18 protein-coding genes are annotated in these 22255 nt (G+C 46.4%); 10 read left to right on the top strand and 8 right to left on the bottom strand.

The features are described 5' to 3' along the window. The first annotated feature begins 5 nt into the window (after nt 1–5). The 8 genes from KFF03_RS16055 (at nt 6) to KFF03_RS16020 (ending at nt 12845) form a co-directional block, all read left to right on the top strand. Nucleotides 6–893 carry a protein-glutamate O-methyltransferase CheR gene (locus KFF03_RS16055; protein WP_255857935.1) on the top strand — a complete coding sequence of 296 codons (888 nt, stop codon included), beginning with the start codon at nt 6–8 and terminating at the stop codon, nt 891–893. Then, nucleotides 890–7525 (top strand): Hpt domain-containing protein, encoded by a 6636-nt coding sequence (locus tag KFF03_RS16050; RefSeq protein WP_255857934.1) that lies wholly within the window; start codon nt 890–892, stop codon nt 7523–7525. The genes KFF03_RS16055 and KFF03_RS16050 overlap by 4 nt, the downstream gene beginning before the upstream one ends. A gap of 116 nt (nt 7526–7641) precedes the next feature. Continuing rightward, nucleotides 7642–8562 (top strand): chemotaxis protein CheB, encoded by a 921-nt coding sequence (locus KFF03_RS16045; RefSeq protein WP_255857933.1) that lies wholly within the window; start codon nt 7642–7644, stop codon nt 8560–8562. Beyond that, nucleotides 8543–9016, top strand: coding sequence for a chemotaxis protein CheW (locus KFF03_RS16040; protein WP_255857932.1), 474 nt, complete (start codon nt 8543–8545; stop codon nt 9014–9016). The genes KFF03_RS16045 and KFF03_RS16040 overlap by 20 nt, the downstream gene beginning before the upstream one ends. 10 nt (nt 9017–9026) lie before the next feature. After that, nucleotides 9027–9722: a hypothetical protein gene (locus KFF03_RS16035; protein WP_255857931.1), complete on the top strand. Its 696-nt coding sequence runs from the start codon at nt 9027–9029 to the stop codon at nt 9720–9722. A gap of 62 nt (nt 9723–9784) precedes the next feature. After that, nucleotides 9785–10933, top strand: coding sequence for a hypothetical protein (locus KFF03_RS16030; protein WP_255857929.1), 1149 nt, complete (start codon nt 9785–9787; stop codon nt 10931–10933). 17 nt (nt 10934–10950) lie between these two features. After that, nucleotides 10951–12204, top strand: coding sequence for an O-antigen ligase (locus KFF03_RS16025; protein WP_255857928.1), 1254 nt, complete (start codon nt 10951–10953; stop codon nt 12202–12204). Between the two features lie 8 nt (nt 12205–12212). Then, nucleotides 12213–12845, top strand: a complete 633-nt coding sequence (locus tag KFF03_RS16020) for a bifunctional 2-polyprenyl-6-hydroxyphenol methylase/3-demethylubiquinol 3-O-methyltransferase UbiG (protein WP_255857927.1) — start codon at nt 12213–12215, stop codon at nt 12843–12845. Here the strand turns inward: KFF03_RS16020 and KFF03_RS16015 are convergent. The 6 genes from KFF03_RS16015 to KFF03_RS15990 form a co-directional block, all read right to left on the bottom strand. Then, nucleotides 12842–13891 carry an alpha-2,8-polysialyltransferase family protein gene (locus tag KFF03_RS16015; RefSeq protein WP_255857926.1) on the bottom strand — a complete coding sequence of 350 codons (1050 nt, stop codon included), beginning with the start codon at nt 13889–13891 and terminating at the stop codon, nt 12842–12844. The genes KFF03_RS16020 and KFF03_RS16015 overlap by 4 nt on opposite strands. Next, nucleotides 13881–14465 (bottom strand): YrbL family protein, encoded by a 585-nt coding sequence (locus KFF03_RS16010; RefSeq protein WP_255857925.1) that lies wholly within the window; start codon nt 14463–14465, stop codon nt 13881–13883. The genes KFF03_RS16015 and KFF03_RS16010 overlap by 11 nt, the downstream gene beginning before the upstream one ends. A 140-nt stretch (nt 14466–14605) precedes the next feature. Then, nucleotides 14606–15430, bottom strand: coding sequence for a methylenetetrahydrofolate reductase [NAD(P)H] (gene metF / locus KFF03_RS16005; RefSeq protein ID WP_255857924.1), 825 nt, complete (start codon nt 15428–15430; stop codon nt 14606–14608). Between the two features lie 168 nt (nt 15431–15598). Then, nucleotides 15599–16996, bottom strand: a complete 1398-nt coding sequence (gene ahcY, locus KFF03_RS16000) for an adenosylhomocysteinase (protein ID WP_255857923.1) — start codon at nt 16994–16996, stop codon at nt 15599–15601. Between the two features lie 52 nt (nt 16997–17048). Beyond that, complete coding sequence (gene metK, locus KFF03_RS15995) at nt 17049–18260, bottom strand: methionine adenosyltransferase (RefSeq protein WP_255857922.1); 1212 nt, start codon at nt 18258–18260, stop codon at nt 17049–17051. Between the two features lie 61 nt (nt 18261–18321). Next, nucleotides 18322–19287, bottom strand: coding sequence for a metalloregulator ArsR/SmtB family transcription factor (locus KFF03_RS15990; RefSeq protein WP_255857921.1), 966 nt, complete (start codon nt 19285–19287; stop codon nt 18322–18324). A gap of 213 nt (nt 19288–19500) precedes the next feature. Between KFF03_RS15990 and KFF03_RS15985 the strand changes: the two genes are divergently transcribed. Beyond that, nucleotides 19501–19653, top strand: a complete 153-nt coding sequence (locus KFF03_RS15985; protein WP_255857920.1) for a hypothetical protein — start codon at nt 19501–19503, stop codon at nt 19651–19653. A 25-nt stretch (nt 19654–19678) separates the two neighbouring features. Beyond that, a complete protein-coding gene (locus KFF03_RS15980) occupies nt 19679–20818 on the top strand; it encodes an MBL fold metallo-hydrolase (protein ID WP_255857919.1) in 1140 nt (379 codons plus the stop codon). Here the strand turns inward: KFF03_RS15980 and KFF03_RS15975 are convergent. Then, complete coding sequence (locus tag KFF03_RS15975; RefSeq protein ID WP_255857918.1) at nt 20785–21573, bottom strand: class II glutamine amidotransferase; 789 nt, start codon at nt 21571–21573, stop codon at nt 20785–20787. The two genes, KFF03_RS15980 and KFF03_RS15975, sit on opposite strands and share 34 nt — an antisense overlap. A gap of 106 nt (nt 21574–21679) precedes the next feature. Continuing rightward, nucleotides 21680–22096, bottom strand: a complete 417-nt coding sequence (locus KFF03_RS15970; protein WP_255857917.1) for an acyl-CoA thioesterase — start codon at nt 22094–22096, stop codon at nt 21680–21682. Between the last annotated feature and the right edge of the window lie 159 nt (nt 22097–22255).

Raw genomic sequence — 22255 nt, 5'->3', positions numbered from 1 at the left:
TACTCATGTCTTATCAGTTGCAATCAGGGATCAACTACGTGCCTAAGCTGGACGATGTTCAGTTTGGGCGCTGGCAGAATCTGTTAGAGGAGCGCACTGGAATGTGCTTGCCTTTGCAGAGACGCTCTTTTCTGCAGACCAGCCTGGGGCTGCGCATGCAGGAAATAGGCTGTGCCAGTTACGAAGAATATTACCAGCGTGTTACCGATGGCCCTTCCGGGGCAATTGAATGGAATACACTGGTTGATCGCCTGACGGTGCAGGAAACTCGTTTTTTTCGTGATCCGGATGCTTACGAGTTTGTTGATCAATACGTTCAGCAGCTTGTCACAGAACTTGCCGACGATGAGACGTTAGAGTGCTGGAGTGTTGGTTGCTCTTCAGGAGAAGAAGCTTACAGTCTGGCAATGGTGGCTGATCGTTATTTAACGCCTCTGGGTAAACGTTACGCGGTAACGGGTACCGATATTTCCACCATTGTATTGAGGAAAGCGCGCTCAGGGCGCTATCAGCCTCGTGCACTGGAATGGGTTCCTCAGGATTATCTGGCGAGCTCATTTAAAACCAGTGGTATCAATGAAATAGAGATCAGTGATCGCTTGCGTAAGCGTTGTTGCTTCAGTCAGGTCAATATTCTGAACCTGGAAGCCTGCCCACTGAACTCTCAGCACATTATTTATTGTCAGAACGTTCTTATTTATTTCAGACGCTGGCGGCGTCGGGAAATTCTGAATGTTTTAGCTGAACGGCTGGCGCCCGGCGGTATTTTGGTTATTGGTTTGGGGGAGATGGTGGATTTCAATCACCCTTTACTGGAGCCGGTTCATAACGGCCAGATATCTGCATTCGTGCGTAAGAAAACGAATTCGACAGGGGAGACCGCAAGGCGATGAGCCAGGACTACATCGCCCTTGAATGGGTAAAAGGGGAAATCGAAGAGACGCTTCAGCAAGCTCAACAAGCGCTGGAGGCTTATGTCGAAAACCCAAATGACAAGAGTCGACTGAGATTCTGTTTGAGCTATCTGCATCAAATCCGTGGCACTCTGCAAATGGTGGAGTTTTACGGCGCTGCCTTACTGGCAGAAGAAATGGAAGCGGTAGCCCGAGCCATGAATGATAGCGATGCATTAACTTCAGCTTCTCAGGCCGAAGGCTCTCCAGCGCTTGAAGTCCTGATGCAGGCTATTTTGCAGTTGCCTCACTACTTGCAGCACATCAAAGTCGGACGTCGTGATCTGCCGGTTGTTTTGCTGCCAATACTGAATGAATTGCGTTCGGTGCGTGGTGAGAGTGTTTTACCGGAAGCGGCCCTGTTTAATCCGGTGATCAAACACAACTCGATTCTCTCTTCTAAGCAAGCTGAGGTATACAACGGTAACGATTTCCGCTTGTGGGCGAAAAAAGTTCGCCAGATGCTACAGGCAGCCATGTTGCAGCTGTTACAGAACAAACAGCCTGATGTTGCCAAACAGTACTTGCGAAAAACCTTTGCCCGTCTTCATAAGGCTCTGCATACAACCCCCCAGGGAAAAATCTGGCTGCCAGCGTTAGCTTTTACTGAATGGCTGGATAAACAAGAAGCCCTAACCGATGACGCCAAAAAGGTACTTGGTCAATTAGAACGACTGTTGCGCTCGGCTATCGAAGAAGGCGCTGTAGCCGTCAACCGTGCACCTGATGAAGAGGTGTTACGTTCATTATTAATGTTTGTTGCTAACTCGGATGTTAGCGGTGATGCAATTCGTAAGGTTCGGGCAGAATATTCACTGAATAATGCTTTGGTCAGTGATGAAGATCTTGAGCAGCAGCGTAATGAGCTGGCGGGTCCGGATAAGGATACGGTTGATCAGGTCTTACATGCTTTGGTTGAAGAAATTGCCACCGTTAAGGATCGCCTGGACTTGTTGGTGCGTGGTCATGAAGATCGCACTGCCGCGTTGTCCGATGTTGCTCCATCTCTAAAACAAATTACCAATACCATGGCCGTTCTTGGCCTGGGAATGCCGCGCAAGGTATTGCAAGAACAGCAAAGTGAAGTGACTCGCCTGCTAGAAGGCGAGTTGACCGTAGAAGACCATCACTTGATGGATATTGCGGGTGCGTTGTTGTATGTCGAAGCCACTCTGACCGGAATGAAGCGTGAGGGTGACCTCAATGTTAAAGTCAGCGAAAGTTCGCTGACGGATGCGCAGAAAGCTGTGTTACGTGAAGCGCGCAATGTGCTTGAGCAGGTTAAAGATGCCATCGTTGAATACATTGCTAAGCAATGGGCGGCTGATGAGCTGGCGGATGTACCTTCATTGCTGCACAGCATCGAAGGCTCTTTGAGCATGATCCCATTGCCGCGTGTTGCTGGAATTTTGTCCCGTGCTGCGGCGTTTGTTCAGAATCAATTGATTCATGAAGAGTTAAAACCACAATGGTCGGTTCTTGATACGTTGGCAGATGTGCTGACGGGGGTTGAATACTTTATTGAGCGTTACACCGAGAAGCCGGGTAATGCCAGTGAAGAACTTCTTGCGCGGGCTGAAGAGTCGTTGCTCGAGTTGCCAGCGACTGAATCGTTAAGTGATGCCATTGATGAAATTGATCTGGCACTGGACGATTCTGCGGAAGCTGAAGTTGAGATTACCTCCTTTGACGATGCACTCGATTTGTCTTCAGTCGATGACAGTACTTCAGAGCAAGCGATAACGGAGTCGATCGATAGTGTTGAAAATTCTCAGGTTGATGAAGACGTCGATGAAGAGATTGAGCTGAGCGATGCGGATATCCCGGCGATCGAGAGCGCCGTTGAAGTCATTGCTGAATTGATGCCAGTGAAGTCATCTTCCGCAGAGCAAGTTGTTGATGATGCGCAACAGGTTGAAGAAGTTCAGCTGGTTGAAGAAGTTGCGGCAGAAATTATTGTTGAAGCGAGCAAAAATACCGTTGGCGCTGACTCAGTAACTGCAGCGGAAAGCCAGGAGCCGGCTGAAGATGACGATGATCTTATTGATGATGAGATCATCGAGATTTTCCTCGAAGAAGCCGAGGAAGTCACTGAAACACTGGATGAGTTTTGGCCACAATTTAAAACCGATCATAATGATCAGGAAGCCTTAACTACGGTTCGTCGTGCCTTCCATACACTGAAAGGCTCTGGTCGCATGGTGCAGGCTGGTGTGATTGGTGAGCTGGCCTGGTCAATTGAGAATATGTTCAATCGTGTTCTCGATGAGACGATCAGCATCAGTGATAACCTGATTGCCATCGTTGATCATGTGATCAGCTGCCTGCCAGATTTGATTGAAGACTTCCGCAGCCGTCGTGCTCCTTCTCACGATACACAGCCATTAATGGACTATGCCTTTGCATTGGCGGGCAACGAAGTGGTTGAACCTTTTGCTGCAGAGGCTACGACAAGCGGCAATGCTGCTGTGCCAGATGAGAACAGTGAGGACGATGAAGACGTTGCCTTGCTGGAAGTATTTGTTGCTGAAGCTAATTCACACCTGGTCACAGTCGAGCAGTTTATCCAGCAAAGCCGGAATGAAGAGTTCAGTAACTCCCTGAGTGATCAGTTGCAGCGCGCATTGCATACTCTGAAAGGCAGTGCCCACATGGCTGGTATTTCAGCGATTGCGGATGTGGCTGCACCGCTGGAAAAAATGATCAAAGAATTGCGGGCTTATCAGATAAAAAATGCCCCTGGTATTGTCAATCTGGTAGAGGAAGGTGATCGTCTGATTCGTGAAGGTTTGGCGAACGATTCGTTGATATCGCTTGAACATATCTCCGGAACCACGGACTTCGTTGAACGTTTGAATGCACTGGAAGGCTTGTTGTTGGAGCCATTGTTGCAAGCTCAGGAGTCCGGCAATGTTGGCCCGAGCCCTCAGACAATTGCGACCTTCCTGGCGCAAGGCATGGATTCTTTACTGGATGCCGATGGCTTGTTGCAGCAATGGCAGCAGCAAGGTGATGCCAGCATCCTCCAGCAGCTTTGCCGTGACCTCGAACAGGTTGCACGTGGCGCGGCAAAAGCCGAGTTGCCAAATATCGAAGTGCTGGCCAATGCCTTAAATGTTTTTTACGGCGATATGCTGGCACAGCAACGTCTCGCAGCAGAGAGTCCTCTGCAATTGTTGGCTGATGCTCAGGAAGCCTTGTTGGGGATGATGGATTGCCTGGCGGCAGGACAAGAAACCTCTCCGGCGACTGAGCTGATTAACCAGCTGGATGCCTGGGAATTTATTGCTACTGAGCCATCGGTTGTCGAAGTCGATGAAGCGACTGAAACCCTTGTCGATACAGAAGAGCAAGACGATAACAGTGAACTGATATTGGCTGACACTGAGCTTTCTGTTGACGAACTTTCTGCTACAGACGTTAGTGACGCGCTTGTAGCAGATGATTTGCCACCGGTCGCGGACGTTGATCTCGTTGAAGAAGATGATGAGATTCTGGAAATCTTCCTGGAAGAAGCTGAGGAAGTGTCAGAGTCGATAGAATCTGCGATGGAGCGTTGGCAACAACAGCCAGATAATTTGCTGGATGTTGCCCAGTTACAACGTGAGTTGCACACCCTGAAAGGTGGCGCTCGTATGGCAGAGCTGCAGGAAATTGCGGAACTGTGCCATGAGTTAGAAACCTTATATGAAAAAGTGAATGATGGCCGTGTTGCTGTCAGCCAGGATTTATTTACTTTATTACAGCGTGGTCACGATGCTCTGGCATCTCAGCTTGATGCGGTGAAGCAAGGACAGCCAGCAAAAAGCGAACAAGAACTGATCCACGAAGTGCTGGCATTTGCGGGCGCAGGTGGTCATTTAGCGGAATCAACCGCTGATGTCACACCGGTTGATTCTGCTGCAGACATACTTACTGAAACTGTTGCAGAAGCCCCCGAGGTGTTGGAGGTTGATCTGATTGAGCCTTCATCCGCACTGGATATTCCGGTTGTTGAAGCACTGGATGAGTCGGATCGCGAAATTCTGGAAATCTTCCTTGAAGAGGCGCAAGACCTTCAGGAGCAGCTTGATAAAACGCTACATAATTGGGAGCAGCAGCCTGATGATTTATCTCAGGCAGCTGAGGCTCAGCGGGTATTGCATACTCTGAAGGGTGGTGCCCGGTTAGCCGGTTTAACGGAAATTGGTGATCAGGCACATGACTTTGAAGCCAATATTCTTAAAGCACAGCAAGGTCAGATTGCAATCAATGATGACCTGTTTAAGCAGTACTATAAAATTCATGATTTGCTGACTCAAAAAGTTGAGGCCGTCGAGCAAAGCTTGTCCAGTGATGGTTTTGTTTCGCTGGGTGAAAAGTCGATTCTGGTCGAAGCGGACGAGTTGAATGACACTGCATCGGTGTCCACTGATATTGAATCTTCTGCTGCGGAGTCATCCGATCCTTCAACTGAAGTGATTGAACCCATTATTGGTGGTACGAATGAAGACCTGAGCGACACTCAGGGTGGCAATAATGTTGTACCTCTGCGTCCAGGTTCTACGGCGGATACACCGTTCGAGATGGCTGGAGCTGCGGATAACGCGGCCAACACAGCGGATGATGCCGTGGATGCTCCTGTTGCAGAAGCAGAGCAACCTCTACCCGTTACTAGCAAAGCTCTTTCGCCTACCGCTCAGCCTTCCCCGGGTGCGGCGCAAGCTCAGGCAACAGCACGTAAAGCGCCTCAAGAGCTGGTCAAGGTATCGGCAGATTTGTTGGATAACCTGGTAAACCTGGCGGGTGAAACCTCTATTGGTCGTGGCCGTCTTGAGCAGCAGGTTACCGATTTCTCGTACACCCTCGATGAAATGGATGTAACGCTGGATCGTTTACGTGACCAGTTACGTCGACTTGACTCTGAAACACAAGAACAGGTGCAGTTTCGTCAAGAGCGTCAGGGGCCGGATTATGATGATTTCGACCCGCTGGAAATGGATCGCTATTCAGCGATGCAGCAGCTTTCGCGAGCGCTGGTTGAGTCCGCATCGGATTTGTTAGACCTGAAAGAAACGCTTTCTGATAAGACGCGTGATGCTGAAACTTTATTGCTGCAGCAAAGTCGTGTGAACACTGAGCTGCAGGAAGGCCTGATGAAGAGTCGCATGGTTCCGTTCCAGCGGCTGGTACCACGTTTACGTCGTATTGTTCGTCAGATCAGTCTTGAGCTGGGTAAGCAGGTCGATTTAAAAGTTTTCAATGCCGATGGTGAGATGGACCGGACCATTCTGGAACGTCTGATTTCGCCGCTCGAGCATATGGTTCGTAACGCTGTAGACCACGGTATGGAAAGCGAAGCGGATCGTCTCTCTGCAGGTAAGGCAGCGGTTGGTAGTATTGAACTGGATCTCTCCCGTGATGGGGGTGATATTGTTCTGAAGCTACGTGATGATGGTAAAGGCGTTAATCTTCAGGCTGTGCGTAAAAAGGCCATTGAGCGTGGCTTAATGGAATCTGATGCCGACCTGAGTGACCAGGAAATTACTCAGTTTATTTTGCAGGCTGGTTTCTCTACGGCAGAGAAGGTGACTCAGATTTCTGGTCGTGGCGTTGGCATGGACGTTGTGACCAGTGAAATCAAACAAATGGGCGGTAGCGTTGCGATCCAATCTGAAGCGGGTCAGGGCACTGAATTCACCGTACGTTTGCCATTCACCGTATCGGTTAACCGCGCTCTGATGGTACGAGTGGGTGATGATTTATATGCCATTCCTCTGAATAACATCGAAGGTATTGTGCGTGCTTCGGCCTCTGAGCTGCAAACGTTATACGATATCCCATCGGATGAGCGTCGTTATAGTTATGCTGGTAACGATTATCGCCTTGAGTATCTTGGCAATATGCTGGATAACGAGGCTCAGCCGAAGTTTGCCGCCCAACATTTACCACTGCCCGTTTTGTTAATCCGGGGAGCGGCTCCGTTTGCGCTGCAAGTTGATTCTTTGCTGGGTTCGCGTGAAATTGTTGTAAAAACACTGGGTCCACAGTTCGCCTCCGTGATGGGGGTATCAGGTGGTACGATTCTGGGGGATGGTAGCGTGGTTATCATTCTCGATTTGCCAGCGATGATCCGTACACAAGCCAGTATCGAGTACCAGCACGCGAAAGCACTGGATGTTCAGGATGCAGAGCGTCGTCACGAGCTCGAAAGCCGTTTACCACGTATTTTGGTGGTTGATGATTCGGTGACGGTTCGTAAGGTAACGACGCGCCTGCTTGAGCGTAATGGCATGGAAGTCTTTACCGCAAAAGACGGTGTTGATGCGATGGCAACATTACAAGACCATAAACCTGACCTGATGCTGCTGGATATTGAAATGCCGCGCATGGATGGCTTTGAGGTTGCGTCGCAGGTTCGTCATGACTCTCGCCTGAAAGATATTCCAATCATCATGATTACCTCACGGACCGGTGATAAACACCGTGAGCGTGCATTATCTATTGGTGTGAATGAATACATGGGTAAACCATTCCAGGAAGATTTGCTGTTAAGTACGATGAACCAGTTATTAGGGCGTAAGGAACACTGATATGGCGTTGCCTAGAGTCGGCATTTCTTGCTGATGACCGGCTTCAGCAACACCTTCTCAAGGGCGCGCTGGTAAACTTTGGTTTTGATGTGGTGGTCAATACCGATCCTCAGCGCATGGATCTGGTGAACCTTGAAAGTATTGAGCTGGATGCCTGGGTAATCGATTTGCGTGATGACGATGATGTTCATCTTCATTGGCTTGATCGGTTGCTGGACGGTGATGTGCCGGTATTAATGGGCTTCTCCCGTGCACCCAATAAAAATTGTGCAACTTTTCCCAAGTGGGAAAAACGCTTGTACGGCAAACTGAAAGAAATGGTAGAAGTCACACCTCTGGTAACGGAAGATGCGTCTGTGCTGGGTCATCTCCCTGCAGTTTCTGGCGTCAGCCAAGTTGCTTTACCTACCGTATTTAAAGAGAAAGCTTTCAGCCATCTTCCTGCAAAACAAGTATGGGTTCTAGGTGCCTCTTTGGGTGGGCCAGAAGCGGTTAAACAGTTTTTGGATGCATTGCCTGCGGGTTTGCCTGTCGCTTTTGTTTATGCCCAACATATTGATCCCAGATTTGAAGAGACTCTGGCTAATACGATTGGCCGTCATGCCAGCTATTCGTTTAAGCAATTTGCTGATGGTGAGCCTCTGCATTGTGGAGAAGTGCTGGTTGCTCCTATCGAAAATGAATTCAGTTTTCGCCATGGTGTTGTTAGTTGTCATGGATCGCCTTGGCCTGGTCCGTACGGACCATCAATTGACCAGGTGATCATAAACGTAGATGCTGGATTTGGTGACAATGCCGGGTATATTCTGTTCAGCGGAATGGGTAATGATGGCTCAGAAGCGATAACGAACCTACCTGACACTAGGGTGAAGATATGGGTTCAGGATCTTTCCAGCTGTGCGAATTCATCCATGCCTGAAAGTGCGCTTGAGACGGGGCGGGTTAAGTTTGTGGGAACGCCACAGCAGCTGGCATTAAACTTGGTAAATCATTTGAAAAACACATGGGTAAACCCTAATGAGTCAATCACTGACTAAGACTAATACACCGGATCAGATTGACTGTTTGCTGATCCCGTTAAAAGATAAAAACCTGATCTTGCCTAATGTTGCGGTGGCAGAAATTGTGCCGTTTTCTCACTTGCTGACAACAGCATCAAATGTTGACTGGATGTTAGGACGTATTGACTGGCGTGGCGTTCCTATTCCGGTTGTGTGTTATGAGATGTTGTGTAATCAGGGAGCGCCAGCGCCAAACCCGAATGCACGTTTTGCGATCATTAATGGTGTAGGGAATTATGCTCAAATGCCCTTTTATGCCATGCTGGTTCAGGGGATTCCCCGCTTGATGCACATTAGCCAGGATGATGTTAAACCTGTTGAAGCTTTTAATATCGGAACATTTGATAAGTCCTCCGTGTCGATTGACCAAGAGGCTGCTATTATTCCGGATCTCGATTTAGTAGAACAAGAACTTATAAAACAGCTATAACGAGGCAGATATGCTGAAAAGATTGATAACCCTGTTGGTATTTTTTGCATGCTTCACAAGCAGTCACGCAAATGAGGAAGTTAGCAATCTTTTGCTGATGGAGGCTCATGCTTATCAGTTAACCGCTGATATCAGTATATTAGCTTTGCAAGAAGGTGGAGACCGCTTTCAACGTCGACTTGATCAAACCATTGACGAAGGTGGTTTAGTCGCTTCATCTCTGAAGTCGCGCTGGCCTGCGGTTGATGAGCGGTGGCATCATTCGACACGCTTTGCCAATGAACATAGGCTGGTGGCGGCTCAGAATTCAGATGTAAATTTTGCTAACGGACTTGAAGCTGTTCAAGGGCTGCTGTACAGCGCTATTGACTCAGCAAAAGCTGAATTGGCAGTGGAAGATATCACCTCTGAAAACTACGCCGTTTACGAAGCATTAATCGCACTTGAGAAAATGGTTGCTGAGTATATGTTCTTCAACGTCAATGTGTTTGGCGGATTTGGTGTGATGTCATCGGAAATGGAAGCCAATGCACTATTGTTCCGTGATGCATTAGAGCGCATTTCCGACAATGGCCAAGTAAAAAAGCAAGTTTTGCGGAAATGGAACTTCATTGAAAAGACCTTGCTGAATTATAATAACCAGTCAGCTACTTTTATTGTGATGAAAACAACTGACAAAATCAGGGAGATGTTGCCTGTGGGTTAATTTCTCCGTTTACTGCTGCGTTTAAATTACGTGAGTAGTGGGTTATAAAAACCGGATAAAGAATGAAATCAATCTACTTTTTTGCCGTTAATCGTCATCAATTCGACTATTTTCATAAGATTGCGGCGCTTATAGAAAAACGAGGTGAGGCAAACGCCAGTGTGACCCACCTAGGTAGAAATTGGAATTTCTATATATGGATATATATCAGTTCACTGTGTTCTGACGCTGTTAGAGCAGCGGCCAGGCTCAGGCTTCGCGGCTATTATCAGGAGCATGAAAAAGGCTGTCGCTTATGTTTATCGTTACGGCACCTTTGGTATATCTCTATCGCTGCTTTACGGTATTCTCAAGCTTCAGCCTTGCTCTGTAAAAATAAGCCAGACGTTGTTGTTCTCTGGAACGGCAGTAAGTGGCATCAGGGAATGATTAAGCAATTGGCTAAAACTCATGGGATGGAGACCATTTTTTTTGAAAATGGCGGTTTGCCCAATACAACTACAATTGATTGTAAAGGAGTTAATGCTGAAAATAGTGTTCCAAGGACCCCCGAATTCTATCGATCATATCAGCCGGTTAGTAACAATTCTTTTTCATTTGATACTAAACTCGAAGTGCGAGAGCAAAAAATACAGCGAGAAGAAATCAATGTGTTAGGTCGTGGACAACGTTATATTTTTGTCCCTTTTCAGGTCGATAGTGATACTCAGATTTTATTGCACTCTCCCCATATTCAAAATATGAAGGAGCTATGGCAGTTGTTGGATAATATTACCGATAATATTGAGGATGACTTGGTATTTGTTGTAAAAGAACACCCAAGCTCTATCAATGACTATACTGCTCTGCATAACAAAAATTCAAAAATTTTATTTTCAACTGAGTCGACACAGAAACTGATCGAAAATGCCGAACAGATTTGGACTATTAACTCCAGTGTAGGGCTTGAGGCTATTTTGTTAGGCAAGCCTGTTGTTGTTTTAGGTGATGCATTTTATGCGATCCCAGGTGTTGCTGAGAGCGTCCGGACAGTTGGGGATGTTGCCTGTTATTTAAATAATATACCGAGTTTTGACTCTTCTGTAAGGGATAAGTTCATTTGTTATCTACGAAGTGAATATTATATACCTGAAAGTTGGCGATCTATGGGGGATGATCATCTTAACTATTCAGTTGATTGTATTTTATTGCTTTTGAATAAGTCTTCTTAAAGATATTAGGTATAATTGTGTTTTTATCATTTTCTAGGCAGGACTATTCCCCTTTGCAAAAAGGGATTTTAGGCATGTTTATGTTTCTTATCTTAATGATGTTTGTTGCTATTCATTATGATGCGAGACCTGCACAGTCTCAATTAACTTATGGTACCTGGATTTTTCTATCTGCTTTGGTGTTTCAGCGGTTTAATTCACTGCAGGAGAGGGAAAAAGGTTTTGTTATATTTCTAATGGCTTACTGCAGTTGGTCGTTATTTGTATATGCGCTACATGGTGATTTTAGGGAACCTTATGTTCGGTCACAGTTGATATACCCTCTTGTTCTGGGTGTGGTCTTGGTTCTATCTGCTTTTTCGATAGATCGAAAATTCCTTGTGATGATTCTCTTTGTTGCATTGATTGCTTCATCCTCTGTTTTTCTGCGCGAATATTTGAATGGGGGAGTGCGAGGTGATTCTGAGCATGGGGTGCCAATAGTATACGGTAACTTATCTTTAATGAGCGGTATTATTTTATTCTGTTTGTCATTTGATAGGCAGTTAGATAATAAATATCGTGCTCTGGCTTTTTTGGGGTTTTTTCTAGGTCTCTCTGCATCTCTTTGGTCTGAATCACGAGGTGGATGGTTGCTGATACCTCTTGTGGTTGCTGCACTGCTCGTAATAAAAATTGTTTATCAAAAATCTTCTAGAATTAAATTTTTCTTGATTTTTATGCTGTTTATGTCGCTCTGTCTCGCCATTAGCGTTAGTTTTTATGATTCTCTTGATAAGAGGTTTAATGAAGCTGTCAATGATATTGAGCTTTATCTTTCAGGAGAGAACAAGAATACATCGGTAGGTCTCAGATTTGAGATGTGGAAAGTTGCTTTGTATTCCATTAAAGAATCTCCTTTGGTAGGGGTGGGGCCTTCAGGTTTTCACGATAATAGAAATATATTAAAGCAATCCGGTGCTGTTGCTGACAGGGTTCGCTACTATGAGCATGCTCATAATGACTTTTTGTGGGTGTTGTCAACAAAAGGTGTTGTTGGCATACTGTTTTATCTTTCGGTTTTTGTGTATCTTTTTCGTTGTTATTGGATTTGCTTTAAAGACCCAGGTAAAACATGGCTGGCATTGTCAGGGCTGTTTGTATGCTTGGGGTATTTGATTTTCTCTCTTTCTGATATTTTTCTATCAGTGAAAATGGGGATAGGATATTTTATTATTGTCAATGCACTAATTTTTCGAGTGCTGAACACGGAAAGAGTTGTTGAAGTATGAAATATAATATGAAATTTTCATATGCCTCTTCGAGAGATGAGCATGTGTTGTCGGTGTGTGAAGAAAAATCAGTGTTGCATATAGGTGCTTGTGATTCACCTTATACTCAGAGAAAGCTAAATGAAAACCTACTCTTGCATGTAAAGCTTTCCGGGGTTACGGAGAATTTGTTAGGTATTGATATTGATGAAAAAGCGATTGAATACTTGAATGCTGAAGGTATTAATGATGTTTGTTTCTTTGATATGAATAGGCTGGGTGATCTGGATTTTTTTCCAGATGTGATTATTCTGGGTGAGACAATTGAACATTTTGTGAATTTTGAATCAGTATTTGAGAATATTAAACGAATTATGAAGCCTCATACCAGGCTACTCATTTCAACACCGAACGCATATTATATATCAAATTTTAAGAATTCTTTATTGGGGTTTGAGAGTAATCATCCAGAACATACTGCCGCTTTCACTCCTCGCACATTGGAGTATATGCTGGAGGTAAATGGATTGAAGGTCGAAGAAAGAGTTGCTACTTTCCTTAATCGAAAAAAAGAAAGAATAAATAAAAAACTCAAGAAAAAAGCGTTGTCGCGTTTCCCTCTTCTATGTGAAACCTTACTGTATAGTTGTAAATTGACTTAAAACTGACTTATATTTTTCGCGCCAACTTTATTGAGGATGTTCGTCAAATTTTTGTCTGATCCCTTAATGTAATATACAGGCATGTCTTCTCTGAGCCAGCGTGTTATTAACATGGTCGATGACATGTCGCCAATAACCGCTGCCCGCTCTGGTAATACAGTCAGTAATGCCTCTAAAACAGCAGCGGACGGAATGATGTGTACGCCAGACTGTTTAAGGTTAAGTAGATCGTCTCCGCTATTACGAGGGTGGTATTTAGCCGCAATATGAAGCTCTTTGTTTTGTAATTCTGAAACTAGCTCCTTGATTTGATGTTCATAGCCAGTATTTTTTTCAAAGATGGATTCGTGCGGTAAGGTGAGCAGTACATCAAGGCCTTTTAGTGACTCTGAGCTGATTTGGCACTGCTGTAGAATACATTTGGAAAGTTCAATCAATTCATTACTTTTAAATTGATTGCTATCCAGGTGATTGATGACTTTGGTTTGCAGTATAGGGTGAACTAACTCTGGAAATGCTACATGGATTTCATTAATCCATTCCGAACCACCAATGGTTGCTGGGTTTTTCCACCAAGCACCATAAGTCAGTTTTTTTATTGCATTATCAATATATTTATCTGCAATACTAGATGAAGCTTTTCGTCCGGTGTAGGTAAAAACACCTTCATCCATATAATGCCCGGTGCAGCTGAGTCCCTGCTGTTGACATTGGGCCATAGCGTATTGAAATTCTATACGGCGATCGTTTCCAATAAATATGTGTTTTGGATCTAGCTCTTGGATTAGTTGCTGCAATTTTTTAAATGTTTTACGGCGCGATTTCAGTTTGTCAGCCAGCTTTTTATAACGCCCAAAATATTGATAGGTAGTTTTGAACGGGGAACTCTCCCAGTTGTTATAAGCTTCCATCACCGGAAAACCACTGTTTTCTGGTTGGTCAATAATTACAAGATGCGCATTTTCATCTTTACGCTGCAGAGCGATAGTGCTGGCGACGTATAGATGCAAAATAGTTGATACAAAGTAAATGCTGTTAATTGGCACGTAATACCTGCTTTTGTTCAGTCATCAGGCGTCGAACTTTTCGATGAAAACTAGACCAGGACTTATCGTTTGCACGTTTCACGAAATACTTGAAACGAATTGTCCAAGGGTATACACCCGGGTTGCTGACACCATCAATAATCATCAATTTAAAACCTGAGCCTGACCGTTGGTAAACAATATTTGATGGGCTGATGTCGCGTACACAGATTCGGTTATCAACCAGGTAATCATTGAGCTGTTGAATTGGTTTTTCAATATCTTTATCTGAAAGACTTCTGTTTTTAAATAACTCGGTTAGTGTTCTTGACACCTCACCGTTATCATCGGAAATCAGGTCAAACAAATAGCCAGTCCCTTCATTGGTTTCAACCTTACCCCGATAGCAGGAAAGTAGGCGGGTATCATTCCCTGACTTGCTCAAGAAACGAAAGTAACACGCTTCGCGCACCGATTGTTTGTTGTTTGTGACGGATATTTTGATGCACAAACGGGAATCATTCGGATGGCGATAACATATTCTGTCCCTGCCTTTACCGATGATCAGCTCATCGGTCAGTGTGACGCGATTCATAGATAGGTGTAATACCAGCTTCAAATACAACTGATTCTATCACGGAGCTATCAGAGAAAGGAAAGGTGATCGGAAAATGGAGAGGCGAATAAACAGCCATTAAGCGAGTGCTAATGCTTTGGCTGTTTATTCTTAGCGAATCAGATCAGATTCTTCCAAACATCCAGGTTGGGTTTGGCCTGATTCATGGTATAGAAGTGCAGGCCCGGTGCGCCGCCCTCCAGCAGACGTTTGCACATATCGGTGACCACTTCTTCGCCAAACTTTTTAATGCTGTCGCTATCGTCGCCGTAAGCTTCCAGCTGTTTGCGAATCCAGCGTGGTATCTCTGCTCCACAGGAATCACTGAAACGCGCCAGTTTACTGTAGTTAGTGATCGGCATAATGCCTGGGATAATCGGGATATCGACCCCCATTGCACGCACACGATCAACAAAGTAGAAGTAGCTGTCGGCATTAAAGAAATATTGGGTAATCGCACTGTCTGCTCCAGCTTTTACCTTGCGAACAAAGTTCTCCAGGTCAGCTTCGAAGCTATTGGCTTGCGGATGCATTTCAGGATACGCCGCCACCTCCAGAGTGAAATGATCGCCGGTTTCTTCGCGGATAAACTCCACCAGGTCATTGGCGTAGCGTAATTCGCTGCTGCTCAGACCAGCACCGGATGGCAAGTCACCACGTAATGTGACGATGCGGTTAATGCCCAGGTCTTTGTATTCTTGCAGGATTTCGCGAATTTCAGCTTTACTGCTGCCAATACACGCCAAGTGAGGGGCCGCAGCGATACCACGTTCCTGAATGGCTTTTACAATGGCGTAAGTACGGTCACGGGTTGAGCCGCCAGCACCGTAAGTCACGGAGAAAAACTCCGGGTTATACGCTGCCAGTTCATCACGAACATTCAGCAGCTTTTCAGTGCCTTCTTCCGTTTTGGTTGGGAAGAATTCAAAACTCAGGGTAGTCATTTTTGCCCCCTATTAGCATCCTGCGGAGCAGGTGATGAATGTATGTCGGCGTGCAGCGCCGGGAGTGCTGCCCGAGCTTACAGGGATGTATTCACAGCGTCCGACATATTCATTACCTGCTCAGAGCAGATGCTGAAGATTAATATTTATAAGCTTCTGGCTACTTACTTAGTACTTGTAAGCCTCTGGCTTATAGGGGCCATCCACATCAACTGCGATATAGTCGGCTTGTTCCTGAGTCAGCTTGGTGATCACACCGCCGAAGCCTTCAACCATATCTTTGGCCACTTCTTCGTCCAGCTTCTTCGGCAGAACCTTAACGTAGATACCTTCTTTTTTCTCAGCTTCGCTCAGGTCAGCAAATTTCGCTTCGTACAGGTAAATCTGAGCCAGCACCTGGTTGGCGAAAGAACCATCCATAATACGGCTTGGGTGACCGGTTGCGTTCCCCAGGTTCACCAGACGACCTTCAGACAGCAGGATCAGGTGATCATTGGTGTCTTTGTCACGGATTACTTTATGAACCTGTGGCTTAACTTCGTCCCATTCCCAGTTTTCACGCATGAAAGCTGTGTCGATTTCGTTATCGAAGTGACCGATGTTACAAACAACCGCGCCGCTCTTCAGAGCTTGCAGCATGTTCTTATCACACACGTTAACGTTACCTGTGGTGGTTACGATCAGATCGGTAGTGCCCAGCAGAGTTTTGTTAACACCGTCCAGTTCTCCGGTGTTTACACCATCGATGTATGGGGAAACCACTTCGAAGCCGTCCATGCACGCTTGCATGGCACAGATTGGATCCACTTCGGTCACTTTAACGATCATGCCTTCCTGACGCAGAGAAGCAGCAGAGCCTTTACCTACGTCGCCGTAGCCGATAACCAGTGCTTTTTTACCGGACAGCAGGTGGTCAGTACCACGCTTGATCGCATCGTTCAGAGAGTGACGGCAGCCGTATTTGTTGTCGTTCTTAGACTTAGTTACCGCATCGTTTACGTTGATGGCAGGTACTTTCAGCTCGCCTTTGTTCAGCATGTCTAACAGACGGTGAACACCGGTAGTGGTTTCTTCAGAAATACCGTGAATGCTGTCCAGCATTTGCGGGAAGTCGTTGTGAACCATTTCGGTCAGGTCACCACCGTCGTCCAGAATGATGTTGGCATCCCAAACCTGATCGCCATCTTTTTCAGACAGAATGGTTTGTTTAATACACCACAGGAATTCTTCCTCGGTTTCACCTTTCCAGGCGAATACCGGGATGCCAGCAGCAGCGATCGCCGCAGCCGCGTGATCCTGAGTAGAGAAAATGTTACAGGAAGACCAACGAACATCAGCACCCAGATCCACCAGAGTCTCAATCAGAACAGCAGTCTGAATGGTCATGTGGATACAGCCCATGATTTTTGCATCTTTCAGCGGCTGGCTGGCTTTGTATTTACGACGCATCGCCATCAGTGCTGGCATTTCGCCTTCGGCGATTTCAATTTCTTTACGGCCCCAGGCCGCGTCTTTAGCAAATTGCTCAGCGTCCTGAGCAGCAACTTTATAATCGGTAAAAGACATATTCTTTCCCTTGCACAGTGTGCTTTTAAATTTGTTTTAGAATTCTTAACGCTTAAACGCCAGCGGCTGCTTTTAGTGCATCCACTTTGTCAGTACGTTCCCAAGTGAAAGCAGTGAAGGTTTTGCTCTTCTTCTCACCCTGATCTTCGTATTCGTAGGTGTACTCAAATGGCTCACGACCAAAGTGACCATAAGCAGCCGTCAGCTGATACATAGGGTTCAGCAGTTCCAGCTGATTCTGAATCGCATAAGGACGCAGGTCGAATACTTCGCGAATTACTTTCGCTAATTCGATGTCAGAAATCTTACCGGTACCGAATGTGTTCACAGAGATCGACGTTGGCTCAGCAACACCAATGGCGTAAGAAACCTGGATTTCACATTTGTCAGCCAGTTCAGCAGCCACAATGTTTTTCGCCACATAACGACCAATATAAGCGGCAGAGCGGTCAACTTTGGATGGATCTTTACCCGAGAAAGCACCACCACCATGACGTGCCATACCACCGTAGGTATCCACAATAATCTTACGACCAGTCAGGCCGGCATCACCCACCGGGCCACCAATCACGAAGTTACCGGTTGGGTTGATGTGGTACAGCGTACCTTCGTGTAACCACTCCGCCGGCAGAACAGGCTTGATGATGTTTTCCAGAACCGCTTCACGCAGGTCTTCCAGAGAAATGCTTGGATCATGCTGAGTCGACAGAACCACGGCATCGACTTTCGGGCTGTCGCCTTCCCAGTTAATGGTTACCTGAGATTTGGCATCCGGGCGTAACCACGGCAGGGTGCCATTAGTACGTAATTCTGACTGACGCTCTACCAGACGGTGCGCGTAATAAACCGGCGCAGGCATCAGTGTTTCGGTTTCGTTAGTGGCGTAACCGAACATCAGACCCTGGTCACCGGCACCCTGATCTTCAGGCTTGGCACGGTCAACACCCTGGTTGATATCCACAGACTGTTTACCAATACCGTTTAATACAGCACAGGTCGCGCCGTCAAAACCCACATCGGAGCTGTTGTAGCCAATACCGGTAATCACATCGCGAACGATGTCCTCCAGGTCGACGTAGCAGGAGGTTGTCACTTCACCTGCAACCACGGCCATACCAGTTTTAACTAAGGTTTCTACTGCAACACGGGCATATGGATCGCGGGCAATAATGGCATCCAGCACGGCATCAGAAATCTGATCGGCGACTTTATCCGGGTGGCCTTCTGATACGGACTCAGAAGTAAAAATAGAATATTCACTCATGCTTTTTAGGCTCCGTTTTTTAAATCGTATTTGGATTGTTCGTTACTGTTGAACTGCTTCACTACGGTTTGTGAAACAAGCGGAACTGGATCTGAAACCCATTCCGCAACCCGAGAAATTGACTAGGGCCTTCGGTTAAACCCGCTTCCCTGGCCCAAGCGGTTAAATCTGCCGGGTCAAATCCCAGCCATAAATCACCACAGGATTCACGTGCCCAGGTTTGTTCGTGTGGGCACAAATCTGTGATTAACAAGCTGCCGTTTTCCGCTAATAAGCCAGCAACTTGCTCAAATATCGTTTTGGGTGCCGGCACGTGGTGCAACACCATATTGGCAACGGCAAAATGGTAACGACCTTGCTCGTCATTCAGTACCGTTGCGTCACCCAGTTTGCAGTTCACGTTCACCAGTGATTGTTGATCAACCACTTGTTGCGTTAACGCCAGCATGTCCGGCGAAATATCCAGCGCGGTCACTTGCTCAAACGTAGCTGCCAGCGTCGGAATAAAAGCGCCTTCACCCGGGCCAATCTCCAGCGCCTGAGCTGAGGGCTTCTGTCCACTTGTCACTGAGTTAAGCAACTCATTGAGCGCTTCGCCATATTGATCGTGCGAGGCAATTAAATCCTGCTGTTCTTTAAAGTCTTCTGCATGGCGGGCAAAAAACTCCGCACAGGCCTGAGCACGCTCCTGCAACACTTCAGTTACCGCTGTTTGAACCTGAGCGTGGGCTTCATCTTCACTGTTATCAATGGCCATGAAGGTCGCGTTCAGCCACTGATCAAATGGCTCATTGCTCTGAATCAGTGGGCGGCGATAAAAAATACTGTTGCCTTCACGCTGAGTGCTGGCCAAGCCAGCCTGGGCCAGAATCTTCAGGTGGTGGCTCATGCTTGACTGCTTAATATCAAACACCCGACACAACTCAAGTACACCAAAGGCACCTTGGCCCAGTAGCTTCAGAATACTCATTCGCAACGGATCTCCCGCCGCCTTGCAGGCTTTCGCCAAATCAGGCTGCTGAATCATCGTTGTTGTTGAAAATGAAGTGCTCTGAGATTGCGTCATGCTGCGCAGTGTAGAGGTGTTTTTTATCTATATCAAATTTTTTCGATATAGGTTTGTAAGGATTTGGGTTGTAGTTGTTAGGGTTTTAGCTATCGAATTATTAGGATTAATTAATTTAAATAATCATTGGTGTGGGGCTAAATTAATAATCGAAATCACACAGGAGGTCACACCATGAAATCGGTTCAGACTTATATCAACGCTCAGGCAGCAGCTCGCCATTATCAGCAAGCTGAAGAGCAACAGATTCCCCAGACTCAATGTGGGGAGTGCAACTACGACAATGATTATTACGGTGATCAGGTTTGCCTGAATAAAGCTCGGTAAAGATCGTTGTTCCCTACGGCAGCCCGTGCAACAGTACGGGCTGTTTTTTATTCTGCAATGGGAAGTAGGGGCTGTGCTGAAAATTGTTTCAGGTTTGTTATTTGCACTGATGGCAACAGGGTGTAGTGCTAATCAACACGCTGAAGTTTCTGACTCGGCGAAAGCGAATAAGCCAGCTCATCACACCAAAGATGGCTTTCGTAATCTGTATCTGCCGGGTGATTATGAACCCAGCACCCTGGCGTTTTTACAGGCTCGCTTTTTTGGTGATCAGAAATGGCCGGACGAACCACATGGTTATAAAAAGTACTGGCAAAAGACGCAGCCTGATAGCATTAATCAACCTGGCGCAGAGCCACGTGCAACCTTAATTGGCCACTCGACAGTGCTGCTGCAGCATCAAGGTATTAACATTCTTACCGATCCGGTGTTTTCTGACCGTGCTTCGCCTTTTTCGTTTGCGGGCCCCAAGCGTTACACCCAGGCATCGCTGAATCTAGATGACTTACCTGATATTGATGCCGTGGTCATTTCGCATAACCATTATGATCACCTGGATGTCGCCACCGTAAAAGCGTTGGGAAATAAAACACACTGGCTGGTACCGCTGGGGTTAAAAGACTGGTTCGCACAATTTGATATTACCAACGTCACTGAGTTGGACTGGTGGCAAGGCTACTCACTGAACGGGGTGAAGATTCAGGCGTTGCCCAGCCAGCATTGGTCTAAACGTACACTGTTTGATAGCAATAAAAGCTTGTGGGCGTCCTGGTCATTTCAATGGGATGACTTTACCGCCTGGTTTGGTGGCGATACCGGCTATAACGACATTCAGTTTAAAGAAATTGGCGAAGCGTTAGGGCAGGTCGATTTAGCCATGATTCCTATTGGTGCTTACGAACCACGTTGGTTTATGAAATATCACCATGTTAACCCGGATGATGCGGTCAAAATTTTTAAAGATATTAATGCACAATCTGCGTTTGGTATTCATTGGAATACGTTTGTGCTGACGGCGGAAGATGTGGATGCACCGCCCAAAGCACTGGAAAAAGCATTGCGGTTTTATCAGATAAACCCAGAGCGTTTCACTGCGATGAATATTGGTGCGACCTGGACGCCAATGGTTGATCAGCTGGCGGGTAACTCGACTGTCCCTGAATAATGGACTTCGCCATTTTGCCATAAACGCCATTCTCCGCGCTGATAAATATCCCAGGATTCATCACTGGTGAGTGGCTCGGTGGCAATAATGCTGACCACATCATTAGGGGTGGTTTCCGCTTCAAAGTCGACGGTTACGTCGGCGTCTGTTAGTTGAGCCGGGCCAAACGGTGCACGTCGGGTGATACTGGCCAGTTTGGTTGAACAAAATGTAAATAACCACTCGCCATTACTTAGCAGGCAATTAAAAACCCCTTGTTGAGCGTACTCTTTTGCTTTTTCAGAGAGGAGGGCGGAGATCTGTTGAGGCTCGGCGGTGCGCGATAATGACGTTCTTAAATGATTCATTAAGTCGCAAAAGATTGCTTCGCTGTCGGTATCGCCGACGGCTTCATAAAAACCTTCTGGCGCTGTAAAGTTATTCAGTTGGCCGTTATGCGCAAACACCCAATAACGCCCCCATAATTCACGGCTGAATGGGTGGGTATTAGCGAGACAATTCTTGCCTACATTGGCTTGCCGGATATGGCAGATCGCTGTTTCACTTTTGATCGGGTGAGATTGCACTACGGTGGCAATTTCTGAGGATGCACTGGCGCTTGATTCGTGAAAAGTTCTGACACCTTTGCCTTCATAGAACGCCACACCCCAGCCATCCGAATGTGGTCCGGTATCACCGCCACGACGGGTAAGGCCGGTAAAGCTGAAGCATAAATCGGTTGGGGTATTGGCACTCATGCCCAGCAGTTCGCACATAAAACATAACCATTAAATCAGAGGCGCTGATTTTAACGTAAATCGAGTAGATTCTGGATGAGTTATGTCTGTTTGCGTGGTTATTCGTATGAATTTGGTGGGCAGGTTAACGCGGCACCTTACGAATCCGGCCTTTCTCATCAATCGCTACATATACAAAGTTGGCTTCAACAACCTTACGACGATGGTTTTCTGTTGGATTCAGCGTCCAGACTTCAACGTGCATTCGCACGGATGACGTGCCTATTTCCAGAATCTGAGTGTAAATACACACAGCCGCCCCCACACGAATAGGCGACATAAACGACAGTGATTCCATTGCAATATTAGCGATGCGTCCCTGAGCAAGTCGGCTAACGACACTTTCAGCGGCATGGTCCATTTGTTGAACCACCCAGCCGCTGCTGATATCACCATGAATATTGGCTTCGGCGCGAGTTGGGATAACGCGCATCGACAGCTCACCATCCGGGGTTGGAACGTTATCTTCGTTTATTGTGGGTTCGTTCGGGCGCGATTCCATCGGCTATGACCTGATTTTGATTATTTTGCGCGAGTGTACTGTGTTTTAGGCCTGCCGCACAGGGACTGAGGTCAGGCTTTTGACAACTCTTTATCGCTATTATGGCAACAATGGAATAACAGTTGCCATTCAACCATGGATTAGCGCCAATTGAGCCGA

Source organism: Bacterioplanoides sp. SCSIO 12839 (assembly GCF_024397975.1).
Taxonomy (GTDB): Bacteria; Pseudomonadota; Gammaproteobacteria; order Pseudomonadales; family Oceanobacteraceae; genus Bacterioplanoides.
The sequence above is the reverse complement of the archived record's forward strand: the minus strand, read 5'-3'. Positions and strand labels throughout refer to the sequence as shown.

What these genes read in the sequence shown, in the direction of transcription:
- metF (WP_255857924.1), bottom strand. Translation starts at nt 15,430, where the DNA reads ATGACTACCCTGAGTTTTGAATTCTTCCCAACCAAAACGGAAGAAGGC.
- KFF03_RS16055 (WP_255857935.1), top strand. Translation starts at nt 6, where the DNA reads ATGTCTTATCAGTTGCAATCAGGGATCAACTACGTGCCTAAGCTGGAC.
- KFF03_RS15990 (WP_255857921.1), bottom strand. Translation starts at nt 19,287, where the DNA reads ATGATTCAGCAGCCTGATTTGGCGAAAGCCTGCAAGGCGGCGGGAGAT.
- KFF03_RS16020 (WP_255857927.1), top strand. Translation starts at nt 12,213, where the DNA reads ATGAAATTTTCATATGCCTCTTCGAGAGATGAGCATGTGTTGTCGGTG.
- ahcY (WP_255857923.1), bottom strand. Translation starts at nt 16,996, where the DNA reads ATGTCTTTTACCGATTATAAAGTTGCTGCTCAGGACGCTGAGCAATTT.
- KFF03_RS16035 (WP_255857931.1), top strand. Translation starts at nt 9,027, where the DNA reads ATGCTGAAAAGATTGATAACCCTGTTGGTATTTTTTGCATGCTTCACA.
- KFF03_RS15985 (WP_255857920.1), top strand. Translation starts at nt 19,501, where the DNA reads ATGAAATCGGTTCAGACTTATATCAACGCTCAGGCAGCAGCTCGCCAT.
- metK (WP_255857922.1), bottom strand. Translation starts at nt 18,260, where the DNA reads ATGAGTGAATATTCTATTTTTACTTCTGAGTCCGTATCAGAAGGCCAC.
- KFF03_RS15975 (WP_255857918.1), bottom strand. Translation starts at nt 21,573, where the DNA reads ATGTGCGAACTGCTGGGCATGAGTGCCAATACCCCAACCGATTTATGC.
- KFF03_RS16045 (WP_255857933.1), top strand. Translation starts at nt 7,642, where the DNA reads ATGGATCTGGTGAACCTTGAAAGTATTGAGCTGGATGCCTGGGTAATC.
- KFF03_RS16010 (WP_255857925.1), bottom strand. Translation starts at nt 14,465, where the DNA reads ATGAATCGCGTCACACTGACCGATGAGCTGATCATCGGTAAAGGCAGG.
- KFF03_RS16030 (WP_255857929.1), top strand. Translation starts at nt 9,785, where the DNA reads ATGAAATCAATCTACTTTTTTGCCGTTAATCGTCATCAATTCGACTAT.
- KFF03_RS16050 (WP_255857934.1), top strand. Translation starts at nt 890, where the DNA reads ATGAGCCAGGACTACATCGCCCTTGAATGGGTAAAAGGGGAAATCGAA.
- KFF03_RS16040 (WP_255857932.1), top strand. Translation starts at nt 8,543, where the DNA reads ATGAGTCAATCACTGACTAAGACTAATACACCGGATCAGATTGACTGT.
- KFF03_RS15970 (WP_255857917.1), bottom strand. Translation starts at nt 22,096, where the DNA reads ATGGAATCGCGCCCGAACGAACCCACAATAAACGAAGATAACGTTCCA.